The organism is Desulfomicrobium aestuarii (assembly GCF_055385525.1).
Genome location: NZ_AP042427.1, coordinates 2,287,942 through 2,308,185, shown reverse-complemented (window position 1 = coordinate 2,308,185; position 20,244 = coordinate 2,287,942). Strand labels below are relative to the sequence as shown.

The 20,244-nt window shown below is 67.5% G+C and carries 19 protein-coding genes and 1 pseudogene; 12 read left to right on the top strand and 8 right to left on the bottom strand.

All coding sequences use genetic code 11. From position 1 onward, the window contains the following. Positions 1-2: 2 nt before the first annotated feature. The 8 genes from uvrB to ACZ5AC_RS10345 are packed head-to-tail and all read left to right on the top strand — an operon-like array spanning position 3 to position 9,823. Positions 3-2,015, top strand: coding sequence for an excinuclease ABC subunit UvrB (gene uvrB / locus ACZ5AC_RS10380; protein ID WP_464247546.1), 2,013 nt, complete (start codon positions 3-5; stop codon positions 2,013-2,015). Further along, the gene (locus ACZ5AC_RS10375; protein ID WP_464247545.1) at positions 2,012-3,124 is read left to right on the top strand and encodes a potassium channel family protein; all 1,113 of its coding nucleotides are present in this window, start codon (positions 2,012-2,014) and stop codon (positions 3,122-3,124) included. The genes uvrB and ACZ5AC_RS10375 overlap by 4 nt, the downstream gene beginning before the upstream one ends. Next, entirely contained in the window at positions 3,121-4,977 is a 1,857-nt protein-coding gene (locus tag ACZ5AC_RS10370; RefSeq protein ID WP_464247544.1) for a BRCT domain-containing protein, read from the top strand. The genes ACZ5AC_RS10375 and ACZ5AC_RS10370 overlap by 4 nt, the downstream gene beginning before the upstream one ends. Positions 4,978-4,996: 19 nt before the next feature. Next, a complete protein-coding gene (dapB, locus tag ACZ5AC_RS10365; protein ID WP_464247543.1) occupies positions 4,997-5,782 on the top strand; it encodes a 4-hydroxy-tetrahydrodipicolinate reductase in 786 nt (261 codons plus the stop codon). Next, a complete protein-coding gene (locus tag ACZ5AC_RS10360) occupies positions 5,782-6,684 on the top strand; it encodes an AAA family ATPase (RefSeq protein ID WP_464247542.1) in 903 nt (300 codons plus the stop codon). The genes dapB and ACZ5AC_RS10360 overlap by 1 nt, the downstream gene beginning before the upstream one ends. A gap of 18 nt (positions 6,685-6,702) precedes the next feature. Beyond that, positions 6,703-7,650: a DUF58 domain-containing protein gene (locus ACZ5AC_RS10355; protein ID WP_464247541.1), complete on the top strand. Its 948-nt coding sequence runs from the start codon at positions 6,703-6,705 to the stop codon at positions 7,648-7,650. Next, positions 7,647-9,584 (top strand): transglutaminase TgpA family protein, encoded by a 1,938-nt coding sequence (locus ACZ5AC_RS10350; RefSeq protein WP_464247540.1) that lies wholly within the window; start codon positions 7,647-7,649, stop codon positions 9,582-9,584. The genes ACZ5AC_RS10355 and ACZ5AC_RS10350 overlap by 4 nt, the downstream gene beginning before the upstream one ends. Then, entirely contained in the window at positions 9,584-9,823 is a 240-nt protein-coding gene (locus ACZ5AC_RS10345) for a hypothetical protein (RefSeq protein WP_464247539.1), read from the top strand. Before ACZ5AC_RS10350 ends, ACZ5AC_RS10345 begins: the two co-directional genes overlap by 1 nt. A 26-nt stretch (positions 9,824-9,849) precedes the next feature. Here the strand turns inward: ACZ5AC_RS10345 and ACZ5AC_RS10340 are convergent, their stop codons facing one another. Next, complete coding sequence (locus ACZ5AC_RS10340; protein ID WP_464247538.1) at positions 9,850-10,413, bottom strand: chalcone isomerase family protein; 564 nt, start codon at positions 10,411-10,413, stop codon at positions 9,850-9,852. 135 nt (positions 10,414-10,548) lie between these two features. On the opposite strand from ACZ5AC_RS10340, the gene ACZ5AC_RS10335 reads away from it, so the two are divergent. The 3 genes from ACZ5AC_RS10335 (at position 10,549) to ACZ5AC_RS10325 (ending at position 13,533) form a co-directional block, all read left to right on the top strand. Next, a complete protein-coding gene (locus tag ACZ5AC_RS10335) occupies positions 10,549-11,268 on the top strand; it encodes a metallophosphoesterase family protein (RefSeq protein ID WP_464247537.1) in 720 nt (239 codons plus the stop codon). Then, a complete protein-coding gene (locus ACZ5AC_RS10330; protein ID WP_464250611.1) occupies positions 11,268-12,560 on the top strand; it encodes a protein kinase domain-containing protein in 1,293 nt (430 codons plus the stop codon). Before ACZ5AC_RS10335 ends, ACZ5AC_RS10330 begins: the two co-directional genes overlap by 1 nt. A 331-nt stretch (positions 12,561-12,891) precedes the next feature. Further along, entirely contained in the window at positions 12,892-13,533 is a 642-nt protein-coding gene (locus ACZ5AC_RS10325) for a LysE family transporter (RefSeq protein WP_464247536.1), read from the top strand. A gap of 43 nt (positions 13,534-13,576) precedes the next feature. Here the strand turns inward: ACZ5AC_RS10325 and ACZ5AC_RS10320 are convergent, their stop codons facing one another. Continuing rightward, a complete protein-coding gene (locus ACZ5AC_RS10320) occupies positions 13,577-15,739 on the bottom strand; it encodes a malate synthase G (RefSeq protein ID WP_464247535.1) in 2,163 nt (720 codons plus the stop codon). A gap of 108 nt (positions 15,740-15,847) precedes the next feature. Between ACZ5AC_RS10320 and ACZ5AC_RS10315 the strand changes: the two are divergent. After that, positions 15,848-16,159, top strand: a pseudogene (locus ACZ5AC_RS10315) (secondary thiamine-phosphate synthase enzyme YjbQ); the annotation flags it as partial. Positions 16,160-16,238: 79 nt separating this feature from the next. Here the strand turns inward: ACZ5AC_RS10315 and ACZ5AC_RS10310 are convergent. From ACZ5AC_RS10310 to ACZ5AC_RS10285, 6 genes are all read right to left on the bottom strand, one after another. Continuing rightward, entirely contained in the window at positions 16,239-16,949 is a 711-nt protein-coding gene (locus ACZ5AC_RS10310; protein WP_464247534.1) for a superoxide dismutase, read from the bottom strand. 271 nt (positions 16,950-17,220) lie between these two features. Beyond that, positions 17,221-17,349 (bottom strand): hypothetical protein, encoded by a 129-nt coding sequence (locus tag ACZ5AC_RS10305; RefSeq protein WP_464247533.1) that lies wholly within the window; start codon positions 17,347-17,349, stop codon positions 17,221-17,223. A gap of 134 nt (positions 17,350-17,483) precedes the next feature. Then, entirely contained in the window at positions 17,484-17,621 is a 138-nt protein-coding gene (locus ACZ5AC_RS10300) for a hypothetical protein (protein WP_464247532.1), read from the bottom strand. After that, entirely contained in the window at positions 17,622-17,996 is a 375-nt protein-coding gene (locus ACZ5AC_RS10295; RefSeq protein WP_464247531.1) for a rhodanese-like domain-containing protein, read from the bottom strand. A 150-nt stretch (positions 17,997-18,146) separates the two neighbouring features. Further along, positions 18,147-19,436 carry a rhodanese-like domain-containing protein gene (locus tag ACZ5AC_RS10290; RefSeq protein ID WP_464247530.1) on the bottom strand — a complete coding sequence of 430 codons (1,290 nt, stop codon included), beginning with the start codon at positions 19,434-19,436 and terminating at the stop codon, positions 18,147-18,149. 59 nt (positions 19,437-19,495) lie between these two features. Further along, entirely contained in the window at positions 19,496-20,239 is a 744-nt protein-coding gene (locus tag ACZ5AC_RS10285; protein ID WP_464247529.1) for a formate dehydrogenase subunit gamma, read from the bottom strand. Between the last annotated feature and the right edge of the window lie 5 nt (positions 20,240-20,244).

Sequence of the window (20,244 nt, the reverse complement as noted above, 5' to 3'; positions counted from 1 at the left end):
GCATGTCCCTCTTTCAGCTTGAATCCGAATTCGTCCCGCGCGGCGACCAGCCCGCGGCCATCGACGCCCTCTGCGCCGGGATGGCGCAGGGCGTGCGCGACCAGGTCCTGCTCGGCGTGACCGGCTCGGGCAAGACCTTCACCATGGCCCACGTCATCGCCCGCACGGAGCGGCCGGCCCTGATCATGGCCCCCAACAAGACCCTGGCGGCACAGCTCTACAACGAGTTCAAGGGGCTCTTCCCGCGCAACGCCGTGGAGTATTTCGTCAGCTATTACGACTACTACCAGCCCGAAGCCTACCTGCCGCACTCGGACACGTACATCGAGAAGGACTCGGCCATCAACGAGGACATCGACAAGCTGCGCCACGCCGCGACCCACGCCCTGCTGACGCGGCGCGACGTCATCATCGTCGCCTCGGTCTCGTGCATCTACGGCCTGGGCTCGCCCGAGTACTACGCTAAGATGGTCATCCCGGTGGAGCGCGGCCAGGCCGTGTCCATGGAGTCGGTCATCGGGCGGCTGGTGGACGTGCAGTACGAGCGCAACGACTACGACCTGCACCGCGGCACCTTCCGCGTGCGCGGGGGCGTATTGGAGATCATCCCGGCCTACGAGCACGAGCAGGCCCTGCGCCTGGAGTTCTTCGGCGACGAGATCGACGGCATCTACGAGACGGACCCCCTGACGGGCGAGATCCTGTCGCGGGTGCAGAAGACCGTCATCTACCCGGCCAGCCATTACGTCTCGGACCGCGACAACCTGGCCCGGGCCATGAGCGACATCCGCGAGGAGCTGCGGCTGCGCCTCGAATATTTCCGCGCCAACAACATGCTCGTCGAGGCCCAGCGCCTGGAGCAGAAGACCCAGCTGGACCTGGAGATGATCGAGGAGCTGGGCTACTGCAACGGCATCGAGAACTATTCCCTGCACCTCGACGGCCGCAGTCCGGGGCAGCCTCCGGCCACGCTGCTGGACTATTTCCCCAAGGATTTCCTGCTCTTCATGGACGAGTCGCACATCTCCGTGCCCCAGGTCGGCGGCATGTTCAACGGCGACCGCTCGCGCAAGCAGACCCTCGTGGACTACGGCTTCCGCCTGCCCTCGGCCCTGGACAACCGCCCCCTGTGTTTCGACGAGTTCCTGGAGCGAATCGGCACGACCGTGTTCGTCTCGGCCACGCCGGGGCCCTGGGAGCTGGAGCGGGCCCAGGGCGTGGTCGTGGAGCAGATCATCCGGCCCACGGGCCTCATCGACCCGGAGATGGAGATCGTGCCGACCAAGGGCCAGATGGACCATCTCATGGGTCAGTGCCTGGAGCGCATAGCGGCGGGCGAGCGGGTCATGGTCACGACCCTGACCAAGCGCATGGCCGAGGACCTGACGGAGTTCCTGCAGGCCAGGGGCGTGCGGGCCCGCTACCTGCACTCGGACATCGACACCCTGGAGCGCGTGGCCATCATCCAGGCCCTGCGCGCCGGCGAGTTCGACGTGCTCGTGGGCATCAACCTGCTGCGCGAGGGCCTTGATATTCCGGAAGTCTCTCTGGTAGCCATTCTGGACGCGGACAAGGAGGGCTTCCTGCGCTCGACGCGGTCCCTGATCCAGACCTTCGGCCGGGCCGCGCGCAACGTGCGGGGCAAGGTCCTGCTCTACGCCGACAACGTGACCCGCTCCATGGCCGAGGCCATGGGTGAGACGCGGCGGCGGCGCGAGCGCCAGGCCCTCCACAACGAGGAGCACGGCATCGTCCCGCAGTCCATCCGCAAGAAGTCCGAGAACGTGCTGTACGACCTGCACCAGGAGATCAAGGAGCAGGAGCGGGCGGCCGAGCGGACCGCGGAGTACGATCCAGGCCCGGACAACGCGGCCAGGGAAGTGGCCAGGCTGGCCCGCGAAATGCGCAAGGCCGCGGAGATGCTCGAATTCGAGGAGGCCGCGCGCATCCGGGACCGCATCAAGAGCCTGGAAAAACGCTACGGCCTGGAAGGCTCCAAGGCGACACGACCATGAACACGTGCTCACTGCGCAGTTCGTTCCTGCGCCGCTTCCTGCCCGGATGTTCCGCCGGCCTGAGGGGTTTCACCGGTCTGTACCAGACCGTGAAGTTCCGTTTCGGCTCCTTTTTCCCGCTGGTGCTCGGCGCCGGATTTCTGCTGGGCGTCTTCATTTATGGGCTGTTCATTTTCATGGTGGTGGAAGGGTGGAACCTGCTGGACAGTTTCTACCAGGTGGTCATGACCCTTTCCACCGTGGGGTACATGGAGCTGCATCCCCTCTCGGACAGGGCGCGGCTCATGGTCTCCTTTCTCATTCTCATGGGCGTGGGCAGCTTCGCCTATCTCGTGGGCGCCTTCACGCAGGTCGTGGTCGAGGGGCGCCTCCACGACTTATGGGGGAAACGCAAGGTGCAGAAGATCATCGACTCTCTGGACGACCACTACATCATCTGCGGCTTCGGGCGCATCGGGGCCGTCATCGCCGCTGAGTTCCGGCGGGAGGACCTGCCCGTGGTCGTCCTTGAAAAGGATCCCGACCTGCTCTTCGAGCTGGAGCGCGAGGGGCACCTCTTCCTGGCCGGCGACGCCACCACCGACGAGCTCCTCCTGGCGGCCGGGGTGGAGCGCGCCAAGGGGCTGTTCGCCTGCGTCAGCCAGGACGCCGAGAACGTCTACATCACCCTGTCCTCGCGCCAGTTCAACCCGCGGCTGACCATCATCGCCCGCGCCGACCGGCCCGAATCCGTGGCCAAGCTGGAACGGGCCGGTGCCAACCGCGTGCTGACCCCGCACCAGATCGGCGGCAAGCGCATCGCCCAGGTCATGCTGCGGCCCACGGTGACCGATTTCATGGAACTGGCCACCCAGGGCCACAACCTGCAGATGGAGGAGATCCTGATCCGGCCCGGCTCGGAGCTGGTCGGTACGACCCTCATCACCTCGGGCATCCGGCCGCGCTTCAATCTCATGATCATCGGCATCGAGAAGGCCTCCGGGAAGATGACCTTCAACCCCCATCCCGAAACGGTCATCGAGGCCGGCGACACCCTGGTGGCGGTCGGGCCGCCCGAGAATTTCCCCGGACTGCAGGCTGCAGGCCGGGACGCCGGAGGCGAGGCATGAGCCTGCCCCTGAACCTGCCGTCCGAGGCCGACCGCCTGGCCGAGCGCCTGGCCGAGTACAACGAGGCCTACCGCCGCGGAGCGCCCGTTGTCACCGACGCGCAGTACGACCAGCTCATCGGGCGGTTGCGGGAGCTGGCTCCCGAGCACCCCTTCCTGCACCGCGTGGAGCCCGAGACCTTCGCCGGCAAGCGTGAGATCCGCCACCCCGCGCCCATGCTGTCCACGGACAAGGCCTACACGGCCGAGGAGCTGGCGCGCTTCGTGGCCCGCGTGGAGAAGGAGGCCGGGGAGATCGGCATCGCGAACGTCCGCTATCGCGTGACTCCCAAGCTCGACGGCCTGGCCGGCCGCGACGACGGCACCTTCTTCGTCACGCGCGGCAACGGCGAGTCCGGCTACGAGGTCAGCTCGGCCTTCGCCAAGGGCATGATCCCCCTGGGCGGCCGCGGCCGGGGCGTGGGCGAGATGGTCATCCTGCAGAGCTATTTCGACGAGCACCTGTCCGATGCCTTCGAACACCCGCGCAACCTCGTGGTCGGCATCGTGTCCTCGGACACGGTCAACGAACTGGCCGCCAGGGCCCTGGCCGACGAGGCCGTGCATTTCGTGCCGTACAGCGAGCTGCCGAACGAGGTGGTGGACGGGGAGGAACTGCTGGCCCGCCTGGACGGGATATGGGCCGAGCTTTCGGCGCAGGTCGACTACCCGCAGGACGGCCTGGTGGTCGAGGTCACGGACGAGGACGTGCGCCGCACCATGGGCGCCACCAGCCATCACTACCGTTGGCAGATCGCCGTCAAGCGCAAGGGCGAGACGGCCGTGACCGAGGTCGAGGACGTGGTCTGGCAGGTGGGCCGCACGGGCAAGGTCACGCCCGTGCTCATGGTCAGCCCCGTGAACGTCTCCGGAGCCACCATACGCCGCGTCACGGCCCACAACGCCGGGTTCCTGGAGAAGAAGGGCCTGGGGACCGGGGCCGAGATCGAGATCATCCGCAGCGGCGAGGTCATCCCCAAGGTCGAGGAGGTTCTCGTCCCAGCCCCGGCGCATCTGCCCGAAGCCTGCCCGTCCTGCGGCGCGGCCCTCTCGCGCGAGAACGATTTTCTGCTCTGCCGCAACGAGCACTGTCCGGATCAGGTCGTGCAGACCATCGAGCACTGGTTCAAGACCCTGGGCAACGCCGACTGGTTCGGCCGCAAAACCGTGGAAAAAATGGTCCGTTCGGGGTATGACAGCCTCGAACGGGTGTACGAACTGGGAGAGGAGGATTTCCGGGCCATGGGCTTCGGCCCCGTGCAGTCGGCCAATCTGGCCGAGGCCGTGTACCTGAGCCGCACCCGCGAGGTCGAGGACTGGCGCTTCCTGGCCGCCCTGGGCATCGAGGATTTGGGCAAGGGCGACAGCCGCAAGCTGCTCCAGAATTTCCGCCTGCAGGAGCTGCCGGACGTCGGTCAGGAGCGCATCGAGGCCGTCCGCGGCTTCGGCGCAATCACGGCCCGGTCCATCGCGACCGGCCTGGCTCGGCTGGCCCCGACCCTGCGGCACCTGCTGGACCTGGGCTTCAACATCCGGCCCACGGGTGCGGCCCAGGCGACGGAAACTGCCACCGCCAGCCCCCTGGCGGGCAAGCATGTGGTCTTCACGGGCAAGATGCGCGGCTCCCGCGAGGACATGCAGGAGCAGGCCCGGGCCCTCGGCGCCCTGGTGCAGAGCGCCGTCAACGCCAAGACCGACTACCTGGTCTGCGGCGAGAACGTCGGGGCCGCCAAGACGGCCAAGGCCCGGCAGTTCGGGACCGCGGTCCTGCAGGAAGACGAATATCTGCGTCTCATCGGCGCAGTCGGGCACTAACACCACAGGAGTCAGACACATGAGCATTCCAGTCATCATCATGGGCGCCAAGGGCAGGATGGGCTCCACCCTGGTCCGCCTGGCCATGGAATCCGACGATTTCAGCGTGCGAGGGGTTGTGGAGCGGGCCGAGTTCAGTGCCGGGCTGGAGATCCTGGGCTGCCCCGTGGCCCATGACCTGCAGGACCTGCTGCCGTCCAGTCCGGGCGCCACGGTCATCGACTTCACGGCCCCGGAAGTGAGCCTGTCCACGGCCCGCAAGGCCTCCAAAACCGGCAACCCCGTGGTCATCGGCACCACCGGCCTCTCGGCCGGGCAACTGGCGGAGCTGGAGACCCTGGCCAGGGATACGCCGATCTTCTGGTCCCCGAACATGTCCATCGGCGTCAACGCTCTGGTCCGCGTCCTGCCCATGCTCGAACGCATCCTGGGCGAGGCCTACGACATGGAGATCACCGAGATTCACCACCATCACAAGAAGGACGCGCCCAGCGGCACGGCCGTGAAGCTGGCCCAGGTCCTGGCAGAGTCCCGCGGCTGGAAGATGGAGGATGTCGGCAACTACGGCCGCCAGGGCATCATCGGCGCCCGGCCCCACGAGGAGCTCGGCGTACACGCCCTGCGCGGCGGCGACGTGGTCGGCGACCACACGGTCTATTTCTTCGGTCCCGGCGAGCGCATCGAGGTCACCCACCGCGCCCACTCCCGCGAGAACTTCGCCCGCGGCGCCCTGCGAGCAGCCATCTGGCTCTCGGGCCAGAAACCCGGCCGGCTCTATTCCATGGGCCAGCTCCTGGGGGCCTAGTGAACGGCACCCTGAAGAAGGCCCTGGATCTGCTGGGCGGCGTGGTCCTGGGCAAGGAGATGCAGCTGCGCCTGTCCGTGGCCTGCCTCCTGGCACGGGGGCATTTGCTCATCGAGGACATTCCGGGCATCGGCAAGACCACCCTGGCCAAGGCCCTGGCCACGGTGCTGGGCCTGGACTTCAAGCGGGTGCAGTTCACCAACGACCTCCTGCCGGCCGACGTGCTGGGGGTCTCGGTCTTCGACGCGGCCGAGGCCTCCTTCGTCTTCCACCCCGGCCCGGTCTTCACCAACGTGCTCCTGGCCGACGAGATCAATCGTGGCACGCCGCGGACCCAGAGCGCATTGCTTGAGGTCATGGAGGAGCAGCAGGTCAGTCTGGACAACAGCACGCGCCTGCTGCCCCGGCCCTTCTTCGTCCTGGCCACCCAGAACGCCCTGGACCAGGCCGGGACTTACCCGCTGCCCGAGTCCCAGCTGGACCGCTTCCTCTTCCGCATCAGCCTGGGCTACCCGGATCTGGACTCGGAGCTGGAACTCCTGGGCCGCAGCCAGAACGCCGGGCGGCCCGTGCTGCCCGAGGCCGTGACCGGCGCCGACGAGATCCTTGACCTGCAGGAGCGCGCGGACCACGTGCGCACCAGCACGCCGCTCCTGCGCTACGTGCGCGACCTGCTGGAGTGGACGCGGGCCGGCGGGCGCTTCGTCAACGGGCTCTCGCCCAGGGCCGGGCAGGCCCTGGTGCGGGCCTCCCGGGCCTGGGCCTTCCTCGACGGCCGCGACTACGTCCTGCCCGAGGACGTGCAGGCCGTGTTCCCGAGCCTGGCCGTGCACCGCCTGCGCCCGGCCGGCGGCACGCCCGTGGACATGGCCGCCGTCCTCGACGCGGTGCCCATCCCCTGACGGGGCCGGGAGCGGCGCATGGTTCTGCCACGTTTCTTTCGCAACCTCGTGCTGGCCCGGTTGCGGGCCGACCTGCCCGCGCGCCTGGACCGCAAGCGGGTCTTCATCCTGCCGACCCGGGCCGGCATGGTCTTCGGCGCCTTCCTCCTGGCCATGCTCCTGGCGGCCATCAACTACACCAACAACCTCGCCTTCCTGCTGACCTTCATCCTCGGCAGCGTGGCCGTGGTCTCGGCCATCCATGCCTACGCCAACCTCGCCGGGCTGGAACTGGAGTACGGGCGGCTCCTGCCGGCCTACTGCGGCGAGGAGGCGCGGCTGCAGTTCATGTTCCGCGCCGCGGGGCGTGAGCGAAGGCGTCTGCAGGTGCGGGTCGGCCTGACCGCGGCCGAAATGTCCCTGGCCGCGGGCGAGGGCCGCGAGCTGGACCTGGCTGTGCCCACGACCCGGCGAGGCCGGCTGCCCCTGGACAAGGTGGTTGTCAGCACCCGCTATCCCCTGGGCCTCTTCCGGGCCTGGTCGCCCCTCATCCTGCCCGTGACGGGCCTGGTCTACCCGCGGCTCCTGCCCGTGGACGCCCTGGACTGGCACCTCATGCAGGGCTCTGGGGAGGACGGGGGGCTTGGCGCCGTGGCCCAGTCGGGCGAGTTCGGCGGCATCCGGCCCTATCAGCCCCAGGACGGGCCGTCGCGCATCTCCTGGAAGGCCTCGGCCCGTGGCCTGGGCCTTTTCGCCAAGGAGTACCGTTCGGGCGTGGCGCGGACCCTGGTCTTCGACTGGGACGAGGTCCGGGCCTCGGAATACGAGGAGCGCATCAGCCTTCTGGCCGGGCTGGTGCGCGAGGCCGAGCGCCGGGGCCTGGGCTACGGACTGCGGCTGCCGACCCTTTTTATCGAGCCGGGCAGCGGGGCCGCCCACGCCCACCGCTGTCTGGAGGCCCTGGCCCTCCTGCCGGAGGCCGCATGATCCATGACAAGCGGCGCTTCAGCGTGGTCCTGGCCGCCCTGGCCGTGGCCTTCGCCCCGCACCTCATGCGCGTCCCGGCCTTTGTCGCCGGTTTCGTCTGCGCGGCCTGGGGCTACGCCCTGGGCATGCAGTACCGCGGCTGGCCCGTGCCGCCGCGCTGGCTGCGCGTCATTCTGGCCCTGGGCTGCCTGGGCCTGGTCTTCGCCTACTACGGCCGTTCCTTCGGCCGCGACGAGGGCGTGGCCCTGCTGTCCCTCATGCTCGGGCTCAAGGCCGTGGAGAGCAAGTCCGTGCGGGACATGCTGGCCCTTCTCTTCCTGGCGTATTTCGTGGTCGTGACCAACGTGCTCTATTCCCAGGGCCTGCTCATGAGCGCGTACATGATCCTCTCGGTCCTGGCCGTGACCGCGGCCCTGGTCCACCTGCACTCGGCCCGGCCCACCCTGGCCCCGGATCTGCGCGGTGGCGCGGTGTTGTTGGCCCAGTCCCTGCCCCTGGCCCTGCTGCTCTTCGTCTTTTTCCCCCGTCTGCCCGGCGCCCTGTGGGGCGTGCAGGACGACCGCGACGAGGGCGTGACGGGCTTCAGCGACACCCTGGAGCCGGGTTCCGTGTCCAGCCTGTCCCTGTCCGGCGAAGTCGCCTTCCGCGTCGACTTCTTCGGCCCGGCCCCGGACCGCGACGGCCTGTATTGGCGCGGACTCGTGCTCGACTCCTTTGACGGGAGCAAATGGTTCCGGGACCTGCCTTTCGAAGCGGCCGAAAAGACCGCCGAGCTTCCGCCGGACCGGACCGAGTACGCCCTGACCGTGGAGCCTCACGGCAAGGAATGGCTCTTCGCCCTGGACCTGCCGGTCATCGCCCCGCGGGGGACCGTGCTGCGTTCGGACCGGACCCTGGTCAGCCTGCGCCTGGTCCGTTCCCGCATGCGCTTTGACCTCGTCTCCGCCCCGGCGGCGCCCTCCGTCGAGCCTGCTGGCCCGCAATGGACGGCCCTGCCCGAGGACGGCAACCCCCGGGCCCGGGAGCTGGCCCAGCGCTGGAAGGGCGAGGGCCGTGGGACACGCGGCCTGATAGAGGCCGCCCTGGCCCTTTTCCGCGAGGGCGGCTTCATGTACAGCCTGCAGCCCGGAGCCATGGAAGGGGACATCATCGATCAGTTTTTGTTTGCCTCCCGCCTGGGATACTGCGAACATTACGCCTCGGCCATGACCTTCCTGCTGCGGAGCGCCGGCGTGCCGGCGAGGGTGGTGGTCGGGTACCAGGGCGGGGAGTTCAACCCCATGGGGCAGTACCTCATCGTCCGCCAGTCCGACGCCCACGCCTGGGTCGAGGTCTGGGAGGACGGGCGCTGGCTGCGGGTGGACCCGACCTCCGTTGTCGCCCCGCAGCGGCTGTCCGTGGGCGCCGAGGCCGTGACCGCCCCGCAGGGACAGGGCGAGGCGGTGCCCGAAGGGCTGCGGGCCCTGCGCCGTGTGGGGCGCCTTTTCCAGCTGGGCTGGGACGCGGCCAACAACTCCTGGAACCAGTGGGTGCTGGGCTACAGCCACGACAGGCAGCGCAGCCTGTGGCAGCGTCTGGGCCTCGACCCGTCGACCCGCGCCGGGGCCGGGAAGCTGGCGGGCCTGCTGGCCCTGGGGCTGGCGGTCGTTTTGGGGACGGTCTTCTGGTTCATGCTGCGCTCGCGGCGGGCCGATGTGGACCCGGTCACCGTCCTGTACGCCCGGTTCTGCCGCGCGATGGAGCGGGCAGGGCTGCCCAGACGGCCTTCGGAGGGCCCGGTGGACTACGCCGGGCGCATCGGCCTGGAGCGTCCGGAGTTCGGGCCGGCGGCGCGTGAGATCGCGGAAGCGTATGTGGCCCTGCGCTACGGTGCGCGCGGGGATATGGATGCCTTCAATCGCCTGGTGGGCGAATTCATAGGGAGAAAGATGTGATGGACGAGAAGAAGGGGGCCCTTGTGCCGGTGGAGAAGGATGAGTCCGACGCCGCTGCGCCCGTGGTCACTCCCGTCGAGGAGGAGTACAGGCAGGCCAAGTCCTATTTTCAGGAGTCAGCGGTGCAGGCGGCCAGGACCAACGCAGCCCTGCTGACGGTGCTCGGCCTGTTTGTCGTGCGCGGCGTGCGCTACGCCTGGGAGGCCGTGAGCCGTTATTTCCCCTGGAACCGGAAATGAAAAAGGCGCCCGGTGGGCGCCTCGTGTCAGCGTCGGCCGAGGATGCCGGCCTTGAATTTTTCGCCCGGCCCGGGCTTGGGACCGATCCAGCAGGCCAGCAGGGCGTCGCTGAAGTCCTTCCCTTCGATGATGCCCTTGGCCTGGCCGCGCACCCGGATGGTCGTGCCCTTGCCGGGTACGTAGACGCATTCCAGGGTCTGGCCCTTGTCCAGGGTCTCCATCATGGCGCCGAGCCTGGCGAAGCGCTCCTTCAGGGACGCGTCGGCTGCCGGGGTGTTTGCGGTCAGGCCGTCCAGCCAGGCCGACGCGATCTTCTCGGCCCCGACCTCGCGCAGGAAATGCATGGTCATGACCCGCGGCCCGTCGGCGGACAGGATCGCCGCCGCGTCGCCCGCGGGCGAGGCGAGGTACAGGCCGGCCGCGTAGACGTCGAAGAAGGTGAAGGTGCGCATGCCCATGCCGTTGAGCTTCAGCTCCGTCCCGCTTTCGGTGACCGTGTCGGGCAGGGTGACGTCGCCGAGGGTCGCGCCCGAGGCGGGCGAGGACAGGCAGAGGACGAAGAGGCATACGAGGATGTATTTGCGGATCATGGTCGTTCCTTGAGCGTCTAATTTATTGGAATGATGGCGGTGTTTGAATGTCTTCCCGGTTGGGTTGAGCGTCCGCTTAACACCCTCCGGGACAAATGAAAAGAGGCGGCTCGGCCTTCGGCGCATGGGGAATGCATGCTCGTTGCGATTCTTTCGGACATTCACGGCAACCTCGAAGCCCTGACCTCGGTCTGGGCGGACATGGCGGCTTTTGCCGTGGACGAGGTCGTGTGCCTGGGCGACATGGTCGGCTACGGGCCCAACCCCGACGAGGTGCTGCGGTCCGTGCGCGAGCGGGGGGCGCGCTGTTGTCTCGGCAACCACGAACTCGGCATCGTCAGCCGGTCCGAACGGTCCTGGTTCAACCCCACGGCCCAAAAGGGCCTGGCCCTGACCGCAAGCCTTCTTTCCGCGGACAGCCTGACCTTCATCGCCGGCCTGCCGCGCTTCATCCTGCTTGCGGGAGCACGTTTCGTGCACGGGTTCCCGCCCGACAGCGTGACGACCTACCTGTTCCAGGCCGCGGATGACCGCCTGGCGTCCTGGTTCGACCGGGGCGAACCCCTGACCTTCGTGGGTCACACCCACGATTTGATGCTGCTGTTCCGGGACGGCTCGGGGATCGAACGCCGCGAACTCGGGGCGGGCCGATTCGGCCTCGCGGACAGGCCCTGCATCGTCAACGCCGGCAGCGTGGGCCAGCCCCGCGACGGCAACAACAACGCGAAATATCTCCTCTGGGACACGGACGGGGACACCGTGGACGTGCGCTTCGTGCCCTACGACATCGCCGCCACCGTGGCGAAGATCCGCGAGCGCGGCTTTCCCGAGTTCTACGGGTCGAGGCTGTGGTGATGGACATCGGTCGCTACACCGTCCTCGGCCCTCTGGGACGCGGCGGCATGGGCCGGGTCTTCAAGGTCCGGCACCGCGAGCTCGGGCGGGTCATGGCCCTGAAGCTCCTGGAACCGCCGGAGATTCTCGTGGATCTCATGGGCGCGGAAGCCGTGCGTGAGGCCTTCCTGCGCGAGGCGCGCATCCTGGCCGGGTGCGACCACCGCAACATCGCCCCTGTCTGGGACCTTGACGAGGACCGGGGGCGGCCCTTCATGGTCCTCGAATACCTGTGCATGAATGTCGGCTCCCTCATCGGCGAGGGCCGGATCGTGGAGGCGCCGACGCGGACCGTCCCGCCGCGGACGGCCCTGGACTTCGTGCGCCAGACCCTCGATGGGCTCGGGTATCTGCATGACCGGGGCATCGTGCACCTGGATGTCAAACCGGCCAACCTGATGCTCGGCGCCGACGGCACGGTCCGGCTCATCGACATGGGCCTTTCGCGGCTGCGCGGGGAGCCGTGGGCCAGGCCACGGGGGCTCAAGGTCGGGTCGCCCTTTTACGCTGCGCCGGAACAGGAGGCGCGGCCCGAGACGGCCGACGCCAGGTCAGACCTCTATTCCGTGGGCGTGATCCTGCACCGGCTGCTGACGGGCCTGCTGCCCGAGGGAGGCATCGCGCAGACGGAGCTTTTCTCCGATGTCTGGAAGGATTTTTTTGGTCGCGCACTGGCCGCGGACCGCGAAAAGCGGTTCGCCGACGCGCCGGCCATGCAGACGGCCCTCGCTGCCCTGGAGGCTGACCTGGACAGGCGCTCCGGCGCGGACTGCGTGCTGCGCGAGACCGAGTGCGAAGTCCTGGGCGCGTTGCGGAAGGAGCCCGTGCGCTCGGGGGTGTCCGAGTCCTGTCCCTTCGTCTTTCTGGACGGGCTGTGCAGGCCGTGGAAGTTCCACGAAGCGAAGCTGGAGGAGATCGCGGACGGGTGGCTTGACCGCTGCACGGGCCTGGTCTGGGGGCCCGTCTCGCCCTGGCCCATGACCTGGGACGAGGGCCTGGCCCTGACGCGGCGGGAGGCCGTGGCGGCGGAGGGCTGGCGCATGCCCACGGTGGATGAGGCCGTGTCGCTGCTGCGGCCCGGGCAGGAACTGGGCGAGTTCTGCCATCGCCCGTTCGGCGACAGGTATCTGTGGCTGTGGACGGCGGACCGCAGAAGCTTTACGTCGGCATGGTTCGTGGACGTCGGGGGCGCGGCGGTGCTGGCCCAGGACAGGACGTGCAGGTTTCATGTGCGGCTGGTGAGGTCTGCATAAACAGAATGCCCGGTGCAACCGTAGGGGCAGGCCTGTGTGCCTGCCCAATCCCGGTGTGCGGCCGGGCGGTCGGGGTGGCCGGGCGGTCGGGCGGCCACGCAGGGCCGCCCCTACGGAACGACAATCATGTGCGGCTGGTGAGGTCTGCATAAACAGAATGCCCGGTGCAACCGTAGGGGCAGGCCTGTGTGCCTGCCCAATCCCGGTGTGCGGCCGGGCGGTCGGGCGGTCGGGCGGCCACGCGGTCGGGCGGACACGCGGTCGGGCGGACACGCAGGGCCGCCCCTACGGAACGACAATCAGGGAATTTTGAATTTCAGGAGGATATGCGGTGGAGAGCGGGTTTTTGCAGGTTTTTGCCGTGGGGGTGGCCGTGGCCGTGGCGCCGGGGCCGGATTTTTTCATGGTCCTGCGCAACAGCCTTTCGCGCGGGCGCATGGCCGGGGTCATGACGGCCCTGGGCATCGGGTCGGCCCTGGTGGTCCACGTGGTCTACTCCGTGCTGGGGCTGGCCCTGGTCATCGCGTCGAGCCCGGCCGTGTTCGGGCTGATCAGGATCTGCGGTGCGCTGTATCTGCTCTACATCGCGGCGCGCTGCCTCGTGGCGCGGAAGTCCGAAATGCCCGATGTCTGCGTCGAGGAGGTGCCGGCCGGGTCCAAGGATTCCCCCTTTCGCGGCTGGCGCGAGGGGTTCTGGTGCAACCTGCTCAACCCCAAGGCGGCCCTCTTTTTCCTCAGCATCTTCTCCCAGTTCATGACCCCGGACACGCCCGGCGCGGTGCGCTGGATCTACGGCGCAGAGGTCATCGTCATCGTCACGGCCTGGTTCACGCTCCTGGCCCTCTTCCTGTCCACGGGCCGCATGCGCTCCATGTACGCGGGCCTGGCCCGGTGGATCGACGGGGGCGTGGGCCTGATTTTCGGCGGGGTCGGGTGCTCGATCCTGTGGCAGGAGGCGCGGCGGGTGCTGTAACGGCGAAGGGGCGGAAATTCCGCCCCTTTCGCGTTGTGGAGTCTTATTTGAGGTCTCTGGCTTTGCGCTCCCGTCTCCTGGCGTGCAGGATGGGTTCGGTGTAGCCGCTCGGCTGCTGGATGCCCTTGAAGATGAGGTCCTTGGCGGCCTGGAAGGCAACGCTGGCCTCGAAGTCCGCGGCCATGGGGCGGTAGGCCGGGTCGCCGTGGTTCTGGCGGTCGACCACGGCCGCCATGCGCTTGAGGGTCTCGAGGACCTGCTCCGGCGTGCACAGGCCGTGGTGCAGCCAGTTGGCCAGGTACTGGCTGGAGATGCGCAGGGTGGCGCGGTCCTCCATGAGGCCCGTGTCCGTGATGTCGGGCACCTTGGAGCAGCCGATACCCTGGTCGACCCAGCGCACCACGTAGCCCAGGATGCCCTGGCAGTTGTTGTCCAGTTCGCGCTGGATTTCTTCCGGCGTAAGTTTCCCGTCCAGCAGCGGCAGGGTCAGAAGGTCGTCCAGGGAGGCCCTGGCCTTGCCGGCGAGTTCGGCCTGGCGGGCGAAGACGTCCACCTCGTGGTAGTGCATGGCGTGCAGGGTCGCGGCCGTCGGGGAAGGCACCCAGGCGCAGTTGGCCCCGGCCAGGGGATGGGCCTGCTTGGTCTCGACCATCTGGCGCATGCGGTCGGGCATGGCCCACATGCCCTTGCCGATCTGGGCCTTGCCCGAGAAGCCGCAGGCCAGGCCCGTGTCCACGTTCCAGTCCTCGTAAGCCAGGATCCAGCGCTGGTTCTTCATGGCCGCCTTGGGCACCATGGGCCCGGCTTCCATGCTGGTGTGGATCTCGTCGCCCGTGCGGTCCAGGAAGCCGGTGTTGATGAAGATGACCCGGTCCTTGGCCGCGCGGATGCACTCCTTCAGGTTGACCGAGGTGCGGCGCTCCTCGTCCATGATGCCGATCTTCATGGTGTGGCGGCCGAGGTTCAGGGCGTCCTCCACGCGGTCGAAGAGTTCGCAGGCGAAGGCCACTTCCTCGGGCCCGTGCATCTTGGGCTTGACGATGTAGACGCTGCCGGCGCGGCTGTTGCGCAGGGAGCCGAGGCCCTTGAGGTCGTGCAGGGCGACGAGGCCCGTGACCATGGCGTCGAGGATGCCCTCGGGGACTTCCCGGCCGTCCAGGAGCACGGCGCCCGTGGTCATGAGGTGCCCGACGTTTCGGACCAGCAGGAGGCTGCGGCCGGGCAGGGTCAGGATCGAACCGTCGGGGGCGGTGTAGGCGCGGTCGGGGTTCAGGCTGCGGCAGACGGTCCTGCCGCCCTTGTCGAAGGCGGCCTGCAGGTCGCCGCGCAGCAGGCCCAGCCAGTTGGCGTAGGTCTGGGCCTTGTCATCGCCGTCCACGGCGGCGATGGAGTCCTCGAAGTCCACGATGGTCGTCACGGCCGCCTCCAGGATAACGTCCTTGAGGCCTGCGGGGTGGGCCGAGCCGATGGGGTGGGCGCGGTCGATGCACAGCTCGATGTGCAGGCCGTGGTTGCTGAAGAGCAGGGTGCCGGGCGCGTAGCCGGCGAAGGCCGCCGGGTTGCGCAGGCCCCTGACGGCGCCGGGGAGGGCGGCCTCGAAGACCTCCAGTCCGCCTTCCGTCCGGGTGCGGTACTCGATGACGTCGGCGTGGCTGCCTGCCGTCAGGGGCAGCACCTTGTCCAGAAATGCGGCGGCAAACTGCATGACCTTGGCGCCGCGCACGGGGTTGTACTTGCCGGTTCGGGTCGCGCCGCCGTCCTCGGGCAAGACGTCCGTGCCGTAGAGGGCGTCGTACAGGCTGCCCCAGCGGGCGTTGGCGGCGTTCAGGGCGTAGCGGGCGTTGGTGGCGGGCACCACGAGCTGCGGGCCGGCTATGGTCGAGATTTCGGGGTCGACGCCCGCGGTGGCGATGGAGAAGGGGCCGCCCTCGGGCACGACGTAGCCGATCGACGCGAGGAATTCCTTGTAGGCCGTGGGGTCATGGGGCCGGCCCGCGCGTTCCCGGTGCCAGGCGTCGATTCGTTTCTGCAGATCGTCGCGCTTGGCCAGCAGCGCCTCGTTGCGCGGGGTCAGGTCCCGCAGGATCGTTTCCAGGGATGCCCAGAAATCGGTGTCCGCCACGCCCGTTCCGGGCGCGACCTGTTCACGGATGAGGTCATAGAGGGGCTTTGCGACGTTCAGTCCGCCGACGGGAATGTAGGTCATGGGCTGCTCCTTGGTTGGAATGGAAATTGGTCCTACCAATATCCGGGAAGCGGCGTCAGGTCAACGCCATGGGCCTCCCGAGTTTGCGTCTCACCGCCTCGGGCGGGCTTGAATCCGCCCGCGCGTCGGGCCTTCATCAACATCATGGCCTCGGTCTTCATCAACGACGACGAGTCCGGCCTGCTCCACGACTAGAAGAAGCGGCTGGAGAGGCTCGCTCCCCACGAACCCGTGGGGCCAGTAGCGGCACAATGTCGGCGAGGACAACGCCGCCGCGCACATGAAGCGTCAGATCATGGGGCGCGAGGTCGTCGTGGCCGTGACCGAGGGCGGCTCGGCTTCGGGACCTGGGAGCGGATCTTCTACGGTGAGTTCGACGGGCGCAGGCGCAAGCGCGTGCTGGTCAAGATCATCGGCGAGTATGAGGCCCCAGTCTGCCCGGTCGCGCCTTGTCCCGCCCGGCGGGACAAGGCGCGACCACTTTTTGGCAGAACCGTGGTCAGCCCAGATTCTTGGCCGCAAACTCCCAATTGACGAGCTTCTCCAGTACGGCCTTGACGTAGTCCGCACGCCGGTTCTGGTAGTCGAGGTAGTAGGCGTGCTCCCATACGTCGATGGTCAACAGGGGCGTGAGGCCCAAGGTCAGGGGCGTGTCTGCGTTCATGGTGTTGATGACCTTGAGGGCGCCGCCGTCGGACACCAGCCAGGCCCAGCCGCTGGCGAAGCGCCCCACGGCGGCGGCCGAGAGTTCCTTCAGGCAGGTGTCCATGTCGCCGAAGGAATCCGTGATCTTCTGTTTGAGCCCGGCCGGGGGCGTGCCGCCGCCCTTGGGTGACAGGCTGTTCCAGTAGAAGGTGTGGTTCCAGGTCTGGGCGGCGTTGTTGAAGACGGCCACCTTGTCGGCCTTGCCCGCAGTGGCGGCGACGACCTTTTCAAGGGGCATGCCCTCGAACTCCGTGCCGGCGACGAGTTTGTTCAGGTTGTCGAGATACCCCTTGTGATGCTTGCCGTAATGGAAGCCGATGGTCTTGGCCGAGATGACCGGCTCCAGGGCGTTTTCCGCCCAGGGCAGGGGGGGCAGTTCGAAGGGGGCCGCCCAGGCCGCACCGCGCAGGCCGCCCAGGGCGAAGAGCAGGGCGGCGCTGGAGGTTGCGGCCAGAAATTTTCTGCGGCTCATGCCGCACGCGCATGTCGGGGAGGGTTTGTCCATCGTGTGCCTCGCTTGGTGGGAGTTTGGTCCGGATATTGCCCTGTCGGTCCGGATGCGGCGCAGGACACGCATCCGTCACGCCGACCATGCCGGACTTCGATTCGAGCATACACCATCGCGCCCGCCATGGCAAAACAAACTCGCCGTTGCTGCGCTTCTCCAGGAGCATGGGCCACGCTTCACCATGCAGCTGAACGCTGCACTTTTATCGGGAGGGGTATGATCGGCGTTATTCGTGCATTTTCCATTCGCCCGCTTCTCCCTCCTCATCTCAGCCGCTGAACATGGTCGGAATGAGTCTGATCAGGGTGTGGCAGGTGGTGGCTGAAATCTCGGAATCCACGCCTGCGGTGGTTATTGAGAAGGCGCCTCCCTCAGGCACGACGTAGCCGGCCGACATGTGGAATTCCTGAGAAATCGCCGGGTAATGGTCTTTGCCCGTACGCTCGCGGTGTCTGGCGTCGATCCGCATCAGGGCGCAGGCGTCGGGTCAACGCCATACGCGGCAAAAAGCAGAAGGGGCGATGGCGCCGGTCATTGGGTGCCGGAGGGAATTGCATCCGGGGCGGTTGTCCGCGCCTCTTCCTTCCAGGTCCGGTAGCCGGCCGGGTAGCGGCTTACGTTGGTGTACCCCAGGCGCACGGCCCAGGCTGCGGCGATTTCGCTGAGCATTCAGCGGAAATCGCGGCAATAGATGATGATCGGTCGGTCCTTCTCTTCCCCCAGAACGTTTCGGAACGCCTGCAGGCGGTCGCCGGAGAGGTCGCCCCGGTCGCTCAGGTCCACGGGCATGTTCACGGCGCCGGGGATGTGTCCCTCGGCGTATTCGTAGTCGAAGCGCACGTCGACCAGCAACGCGGCGCGATCCTGTCCGAGAAGCTCGCGCAGCGCGTCCGTCGTGATGGTTTTGTAGCCGTCCCGTTCGGCCACCGCTCTGGCCCGGGCGTACAGGGGGGACTCTTCCTCTCCGCCCGCCAGGGCGGTCGAGGCCAGAATGATGGCGGCCAGAGTCAGAAAAAAAGCGCATGATCTGCCTGAAAGTCCCATTGCGTCCTCCTTTTCCGGCCTGACCGAAATGTGCACGGTCCACGTTCCCAGCCCCCTCAGTCCGTAATCGACCGCGCCTGAAGGTATCCTGCCGTCCCGTCCCTGTGCAGGACGAGACGGCAGGATGGCAGGTTAGGTCAATGGGTGCGGCTACTTGATCGTGATCGAACCGTCCGGGGCGAAATCGACGGTGGCGTCCACGTAGTACACGTCCTTCAGGTCGGGGCGCATCTCCTTGAACATGTAGTACGCCTCGCCACTGCGCGCTCCGGTGGAGCAGACGAAGACGATGGGCTTTTCCGCCGTGAAGGTGGCGATTTCCTTTTCGAGCACGTCCACGGTCTTGTTCACGGAACCTGGGATGTGTGCCGCGGCGTACTCGGTCGCCGAGCGGGCGTCGATGAGCTGGATGCTGCCCACGTTGGTCTTGACGAGTTCCGCGAAGAAGGCGTTGTCGATGCTGCCTTCGACCTTGCCGGCCTTGAGGGTCGTCGGGCGCGCCTCGGTCTTGGCCTTGGCCGGGGCGGGAGCCTGGGCGGCGCCTTCGGCCGTCCAGACCACGAGGCCCTTTTCCACCCATTCCGGGTCGCCGGCCGGGTAGACGTGCACGTTGGTGTAGCCCATGGCCTCGGCCTTCCAGGCGGACTGATGGCTCAAGGGGCACGAGGTTCCGCCGCAGTAGAAGATGAGCTTGGTGGTCTTGTCCTGCGGGAGCACCTGCGCGGCCATCTTGTCGAACTGGCTGTCGGGCAGGCTCACGGCCGTGGGGATGTGCCCCTGGTCGTAGCGGGGCTGTTTGGGGCGGGAGTCGATGATCATCACGTCGGTCAGGGGCGTGGTGGACAGCATGGCGGCGGCGACGGCGGGCTTGATCTGGTCGAGGGTGATCAGCCTGTGGAAGGGGTTGGGTACCTTGGCCGGGTCGAGCTTCGGCAGGGGGGTGCGAACGTCCCGGGCTGTCCAGACCTCGTAGCCGGCGGCTTCCCAGTCCGGGTCCCCGCCGGGGTAGACGCGCACGTTGGTGTAGCCCATGGCCTCGGCCTTCCAGGCGGACTGGTGGCTCAGGGGGCAGGCCGTCCCGCCGCAGTAGAAGAGCACCAGGGTGTTCTTGTCCGCGGGGAGGACGGAGGCGGCCATCTTCTCGAACTGCGCGTCGGGCAGACTCACGGCCGTGGGGATGTGGCCCTTGTCATAGCGGGGCTGTTTGGGCCGGGCGTCGATGATCATGAAATTCGTCGGCGCCTTTTGGCTCAGCATGGCCTCGAAGACCAGCGGCTTGACGAACTCGATGTCCACCAGGCTGTGATAGGGGTTCGGAACCTTGGCCGGGTCGAGCTTGACGGCCGCTCCTTTCTGCCCTCTGGCCCCGGCGCAGCCTGAAAGCGCCGCCAGCAGCAGCGCGACCACAAGAACGTGAAACAGGGAAAGATGTCTGCGCATTGCCTTGCTCCTCATGTGTTTGCAGGTTTGTATCGTATCTTGGAACGATCGTTTGTCCTTCATGCCGGTTCCCGCACGCCGCTTGCGCCGTCTTTCTCTTCGCCGGCCACTTTTGCGTACCACAGCGGATGATGGTGCTTGGCGTAGTGCGCGGACACGCTGCCGGTGAACATGGACAGGAAGGCCGGCCGCTCCTCGCGGGAAATGGCGGCCATGTAGATGTGCACCAGCAGCCCGGCCAGGACGAGGCCCACGGTCAGGTAGTGGATCGTGCGCGACCAGGCCGCGGGATCGGCATCGTCCAGCATCAGGGTGGATAGGAACATGGTCACGCCCGTGACCACGATCACGACGCCCCCGACCACCGAGGCCTGGGCGAACAGTTTCTGTCCGAAGTTGTAGAAACCCTGGGGCGGCAGGTCGGGCGTCATGCCGAAGCGCTCCATGCCCTTCCGGCCGACGGTCATCTTGAGGTTCATCTTGATCAGCCAGAGGAGGTCGCTGGCCGGGGACACGGAGAAGACCTCCTTCAGGAAGACCCAGGTCTCCCTCGGCCTGAAGAGCATGTAGGCCAGGAAGGCCGCAGCCCAGACCATACCCAGGTACTGATGCACGGCCAGCAGGTTTTCGCCGCCGCCGAAGGTGGAGCGCATCATGGCGGGAAACCAGGCGCCGAGGGGATTCAGCTGCTCGTTTTTGATCAGCCCGAGGCCCGTCAGGAGCAGGGCGATCCAGCATCCCGCGTTGAACCAGTGCATGAAGATGGCAAGTTTGGTGTGCCGATGGATCATTCTATCGCTCATGGTGC

Excerpts from the sequence above, each read along its gene's own strand:
- uvrB (WP_464247546.1), top strand. The coding sequence starts at position 3 with ATGTCCCTCTTTCAGCTTGAATCCGAATTCGTCCCGCGCGGCGACCAG.
- ACZ5AC_RS10375 (WP_464247545.1), top strand. The coding sequence starts at position 2,012 with ATGAACACGTGCTCACTGCGCAGTTCGTTCCTGCGCCGCTTCCTGCCC.
- ACZ5AC_RS10370 (WP_464247544.1), top strand. The coding sequence starts at position 3,121 with ATGAGCCTGCCCCTGAACCTGCCGTCCGAGGCCGACCGCCTGGCCGAG.
- dapB (WP_464247543.1), top strand. The coding sequence starts at position 4,997 with ATGAGCATTCCAGTCATCATCATGGGCGCCAAGGGCAGGATGGGCTCC.
- ACZ5AC_RS10355 (WP_464247541.1), top strand. The coding sequence starts at position 6,703 with ATGGTTCTGCCACGTTTCTTTCGCAACCTCGTGCTGGCCCGGTTGCGG.
- ACZ5AC_RS10350 (WP_464247540.1), top strand. The coding sequence starts at position 7,647 with ATGATCCATGACAAGCGGCGCTTCAGCGTGGTCCTGGCCGCCCTGGCC.
- ACZ5AC_RS10345 (WP_464247539.1), top strand. The coding sequence starts at position 9,584 with ATGGACGAGAAGAAGGGGGCCCTTGTGCCGGTGGAGAAGGATGAGTCC.
- ACZ5AC_RS10340 (WP_464247538.1), bottom strand. The coding sequence starts at position 10,413 with ATGATCCGCAAATACATCCTCGTATGCCTCTTCGTCCTCTGCCTGTCC.
- ACZ5AC_RS10335 (WP_464247537.1), top strand. The coding sequence starts at position 10,549 with ATGCTCGTTGCGATTCTTTCGGACATTCACGGCAACCTCGAAGCCCTG.
- ACZ5AC_RS10330 (WP_464250611.1), top strand. The coding sequence starts at position 11,268 with ATGGACATCGGTCGCTACACCGTCCTCGGCCCTCTGGGACGCGGCGGC.
- ACZ5AC_RS10320 (WP_464247535.1), bottom strand. The coding sequence starts at position 15,739 with ATGACCTACATTCCCGTCGGCGGACTGAACGTCGCAAAGCCCCTCTAT.
- ACZ5AC_RS10310 (WP_464247534.1), bottom strand. The coding sequence starts at position 16,949 with ATGGACAAACCCTCCCCGACATGCGCGTGCGGCATGAGCCGCAGAAAA.
- ACZ5AC_RS10305 (WP_464247533.1), bottom strand. The coding sequence starts at position 17,349 with ATGTCGGCCGGCTACGTCGTGCCTGAGGGAGGCGCCTTCTCAATAACC.
- ACZ5AC_RS10300 (WP_464247532.1), bottom strand. The coding sequence starts at position 17,621 with ATGCTCAGCGAAATCGCCGCAGCCTGGGCCGTGCGCCTGGGGTACACC.
- ACZ5AC_RS10295 (WP_464247531.1), bottom strand. The coding sequence starts at position 17,996 with ATGGGACTTTCAGGCAGATCATGCGCTTTTTTTCTGACTCTGGCCGCC.
- ACZ5AC_RS10290 (WP_464247530.1), bottom strand. The coding sequence starts at position 19,436 with ATGCGCAGACATCTTTCCCTGTTTCACGTTCTTGTGGTCGCGCTGCTG.
- ACZ5AC_RS10285 (WP_464247529.1), bottom strand. The coding sequence starts at position 20,239 with ATGAGCGATAGAATGATCCATCGGCACACCAAACTTGCCATCTTCATG.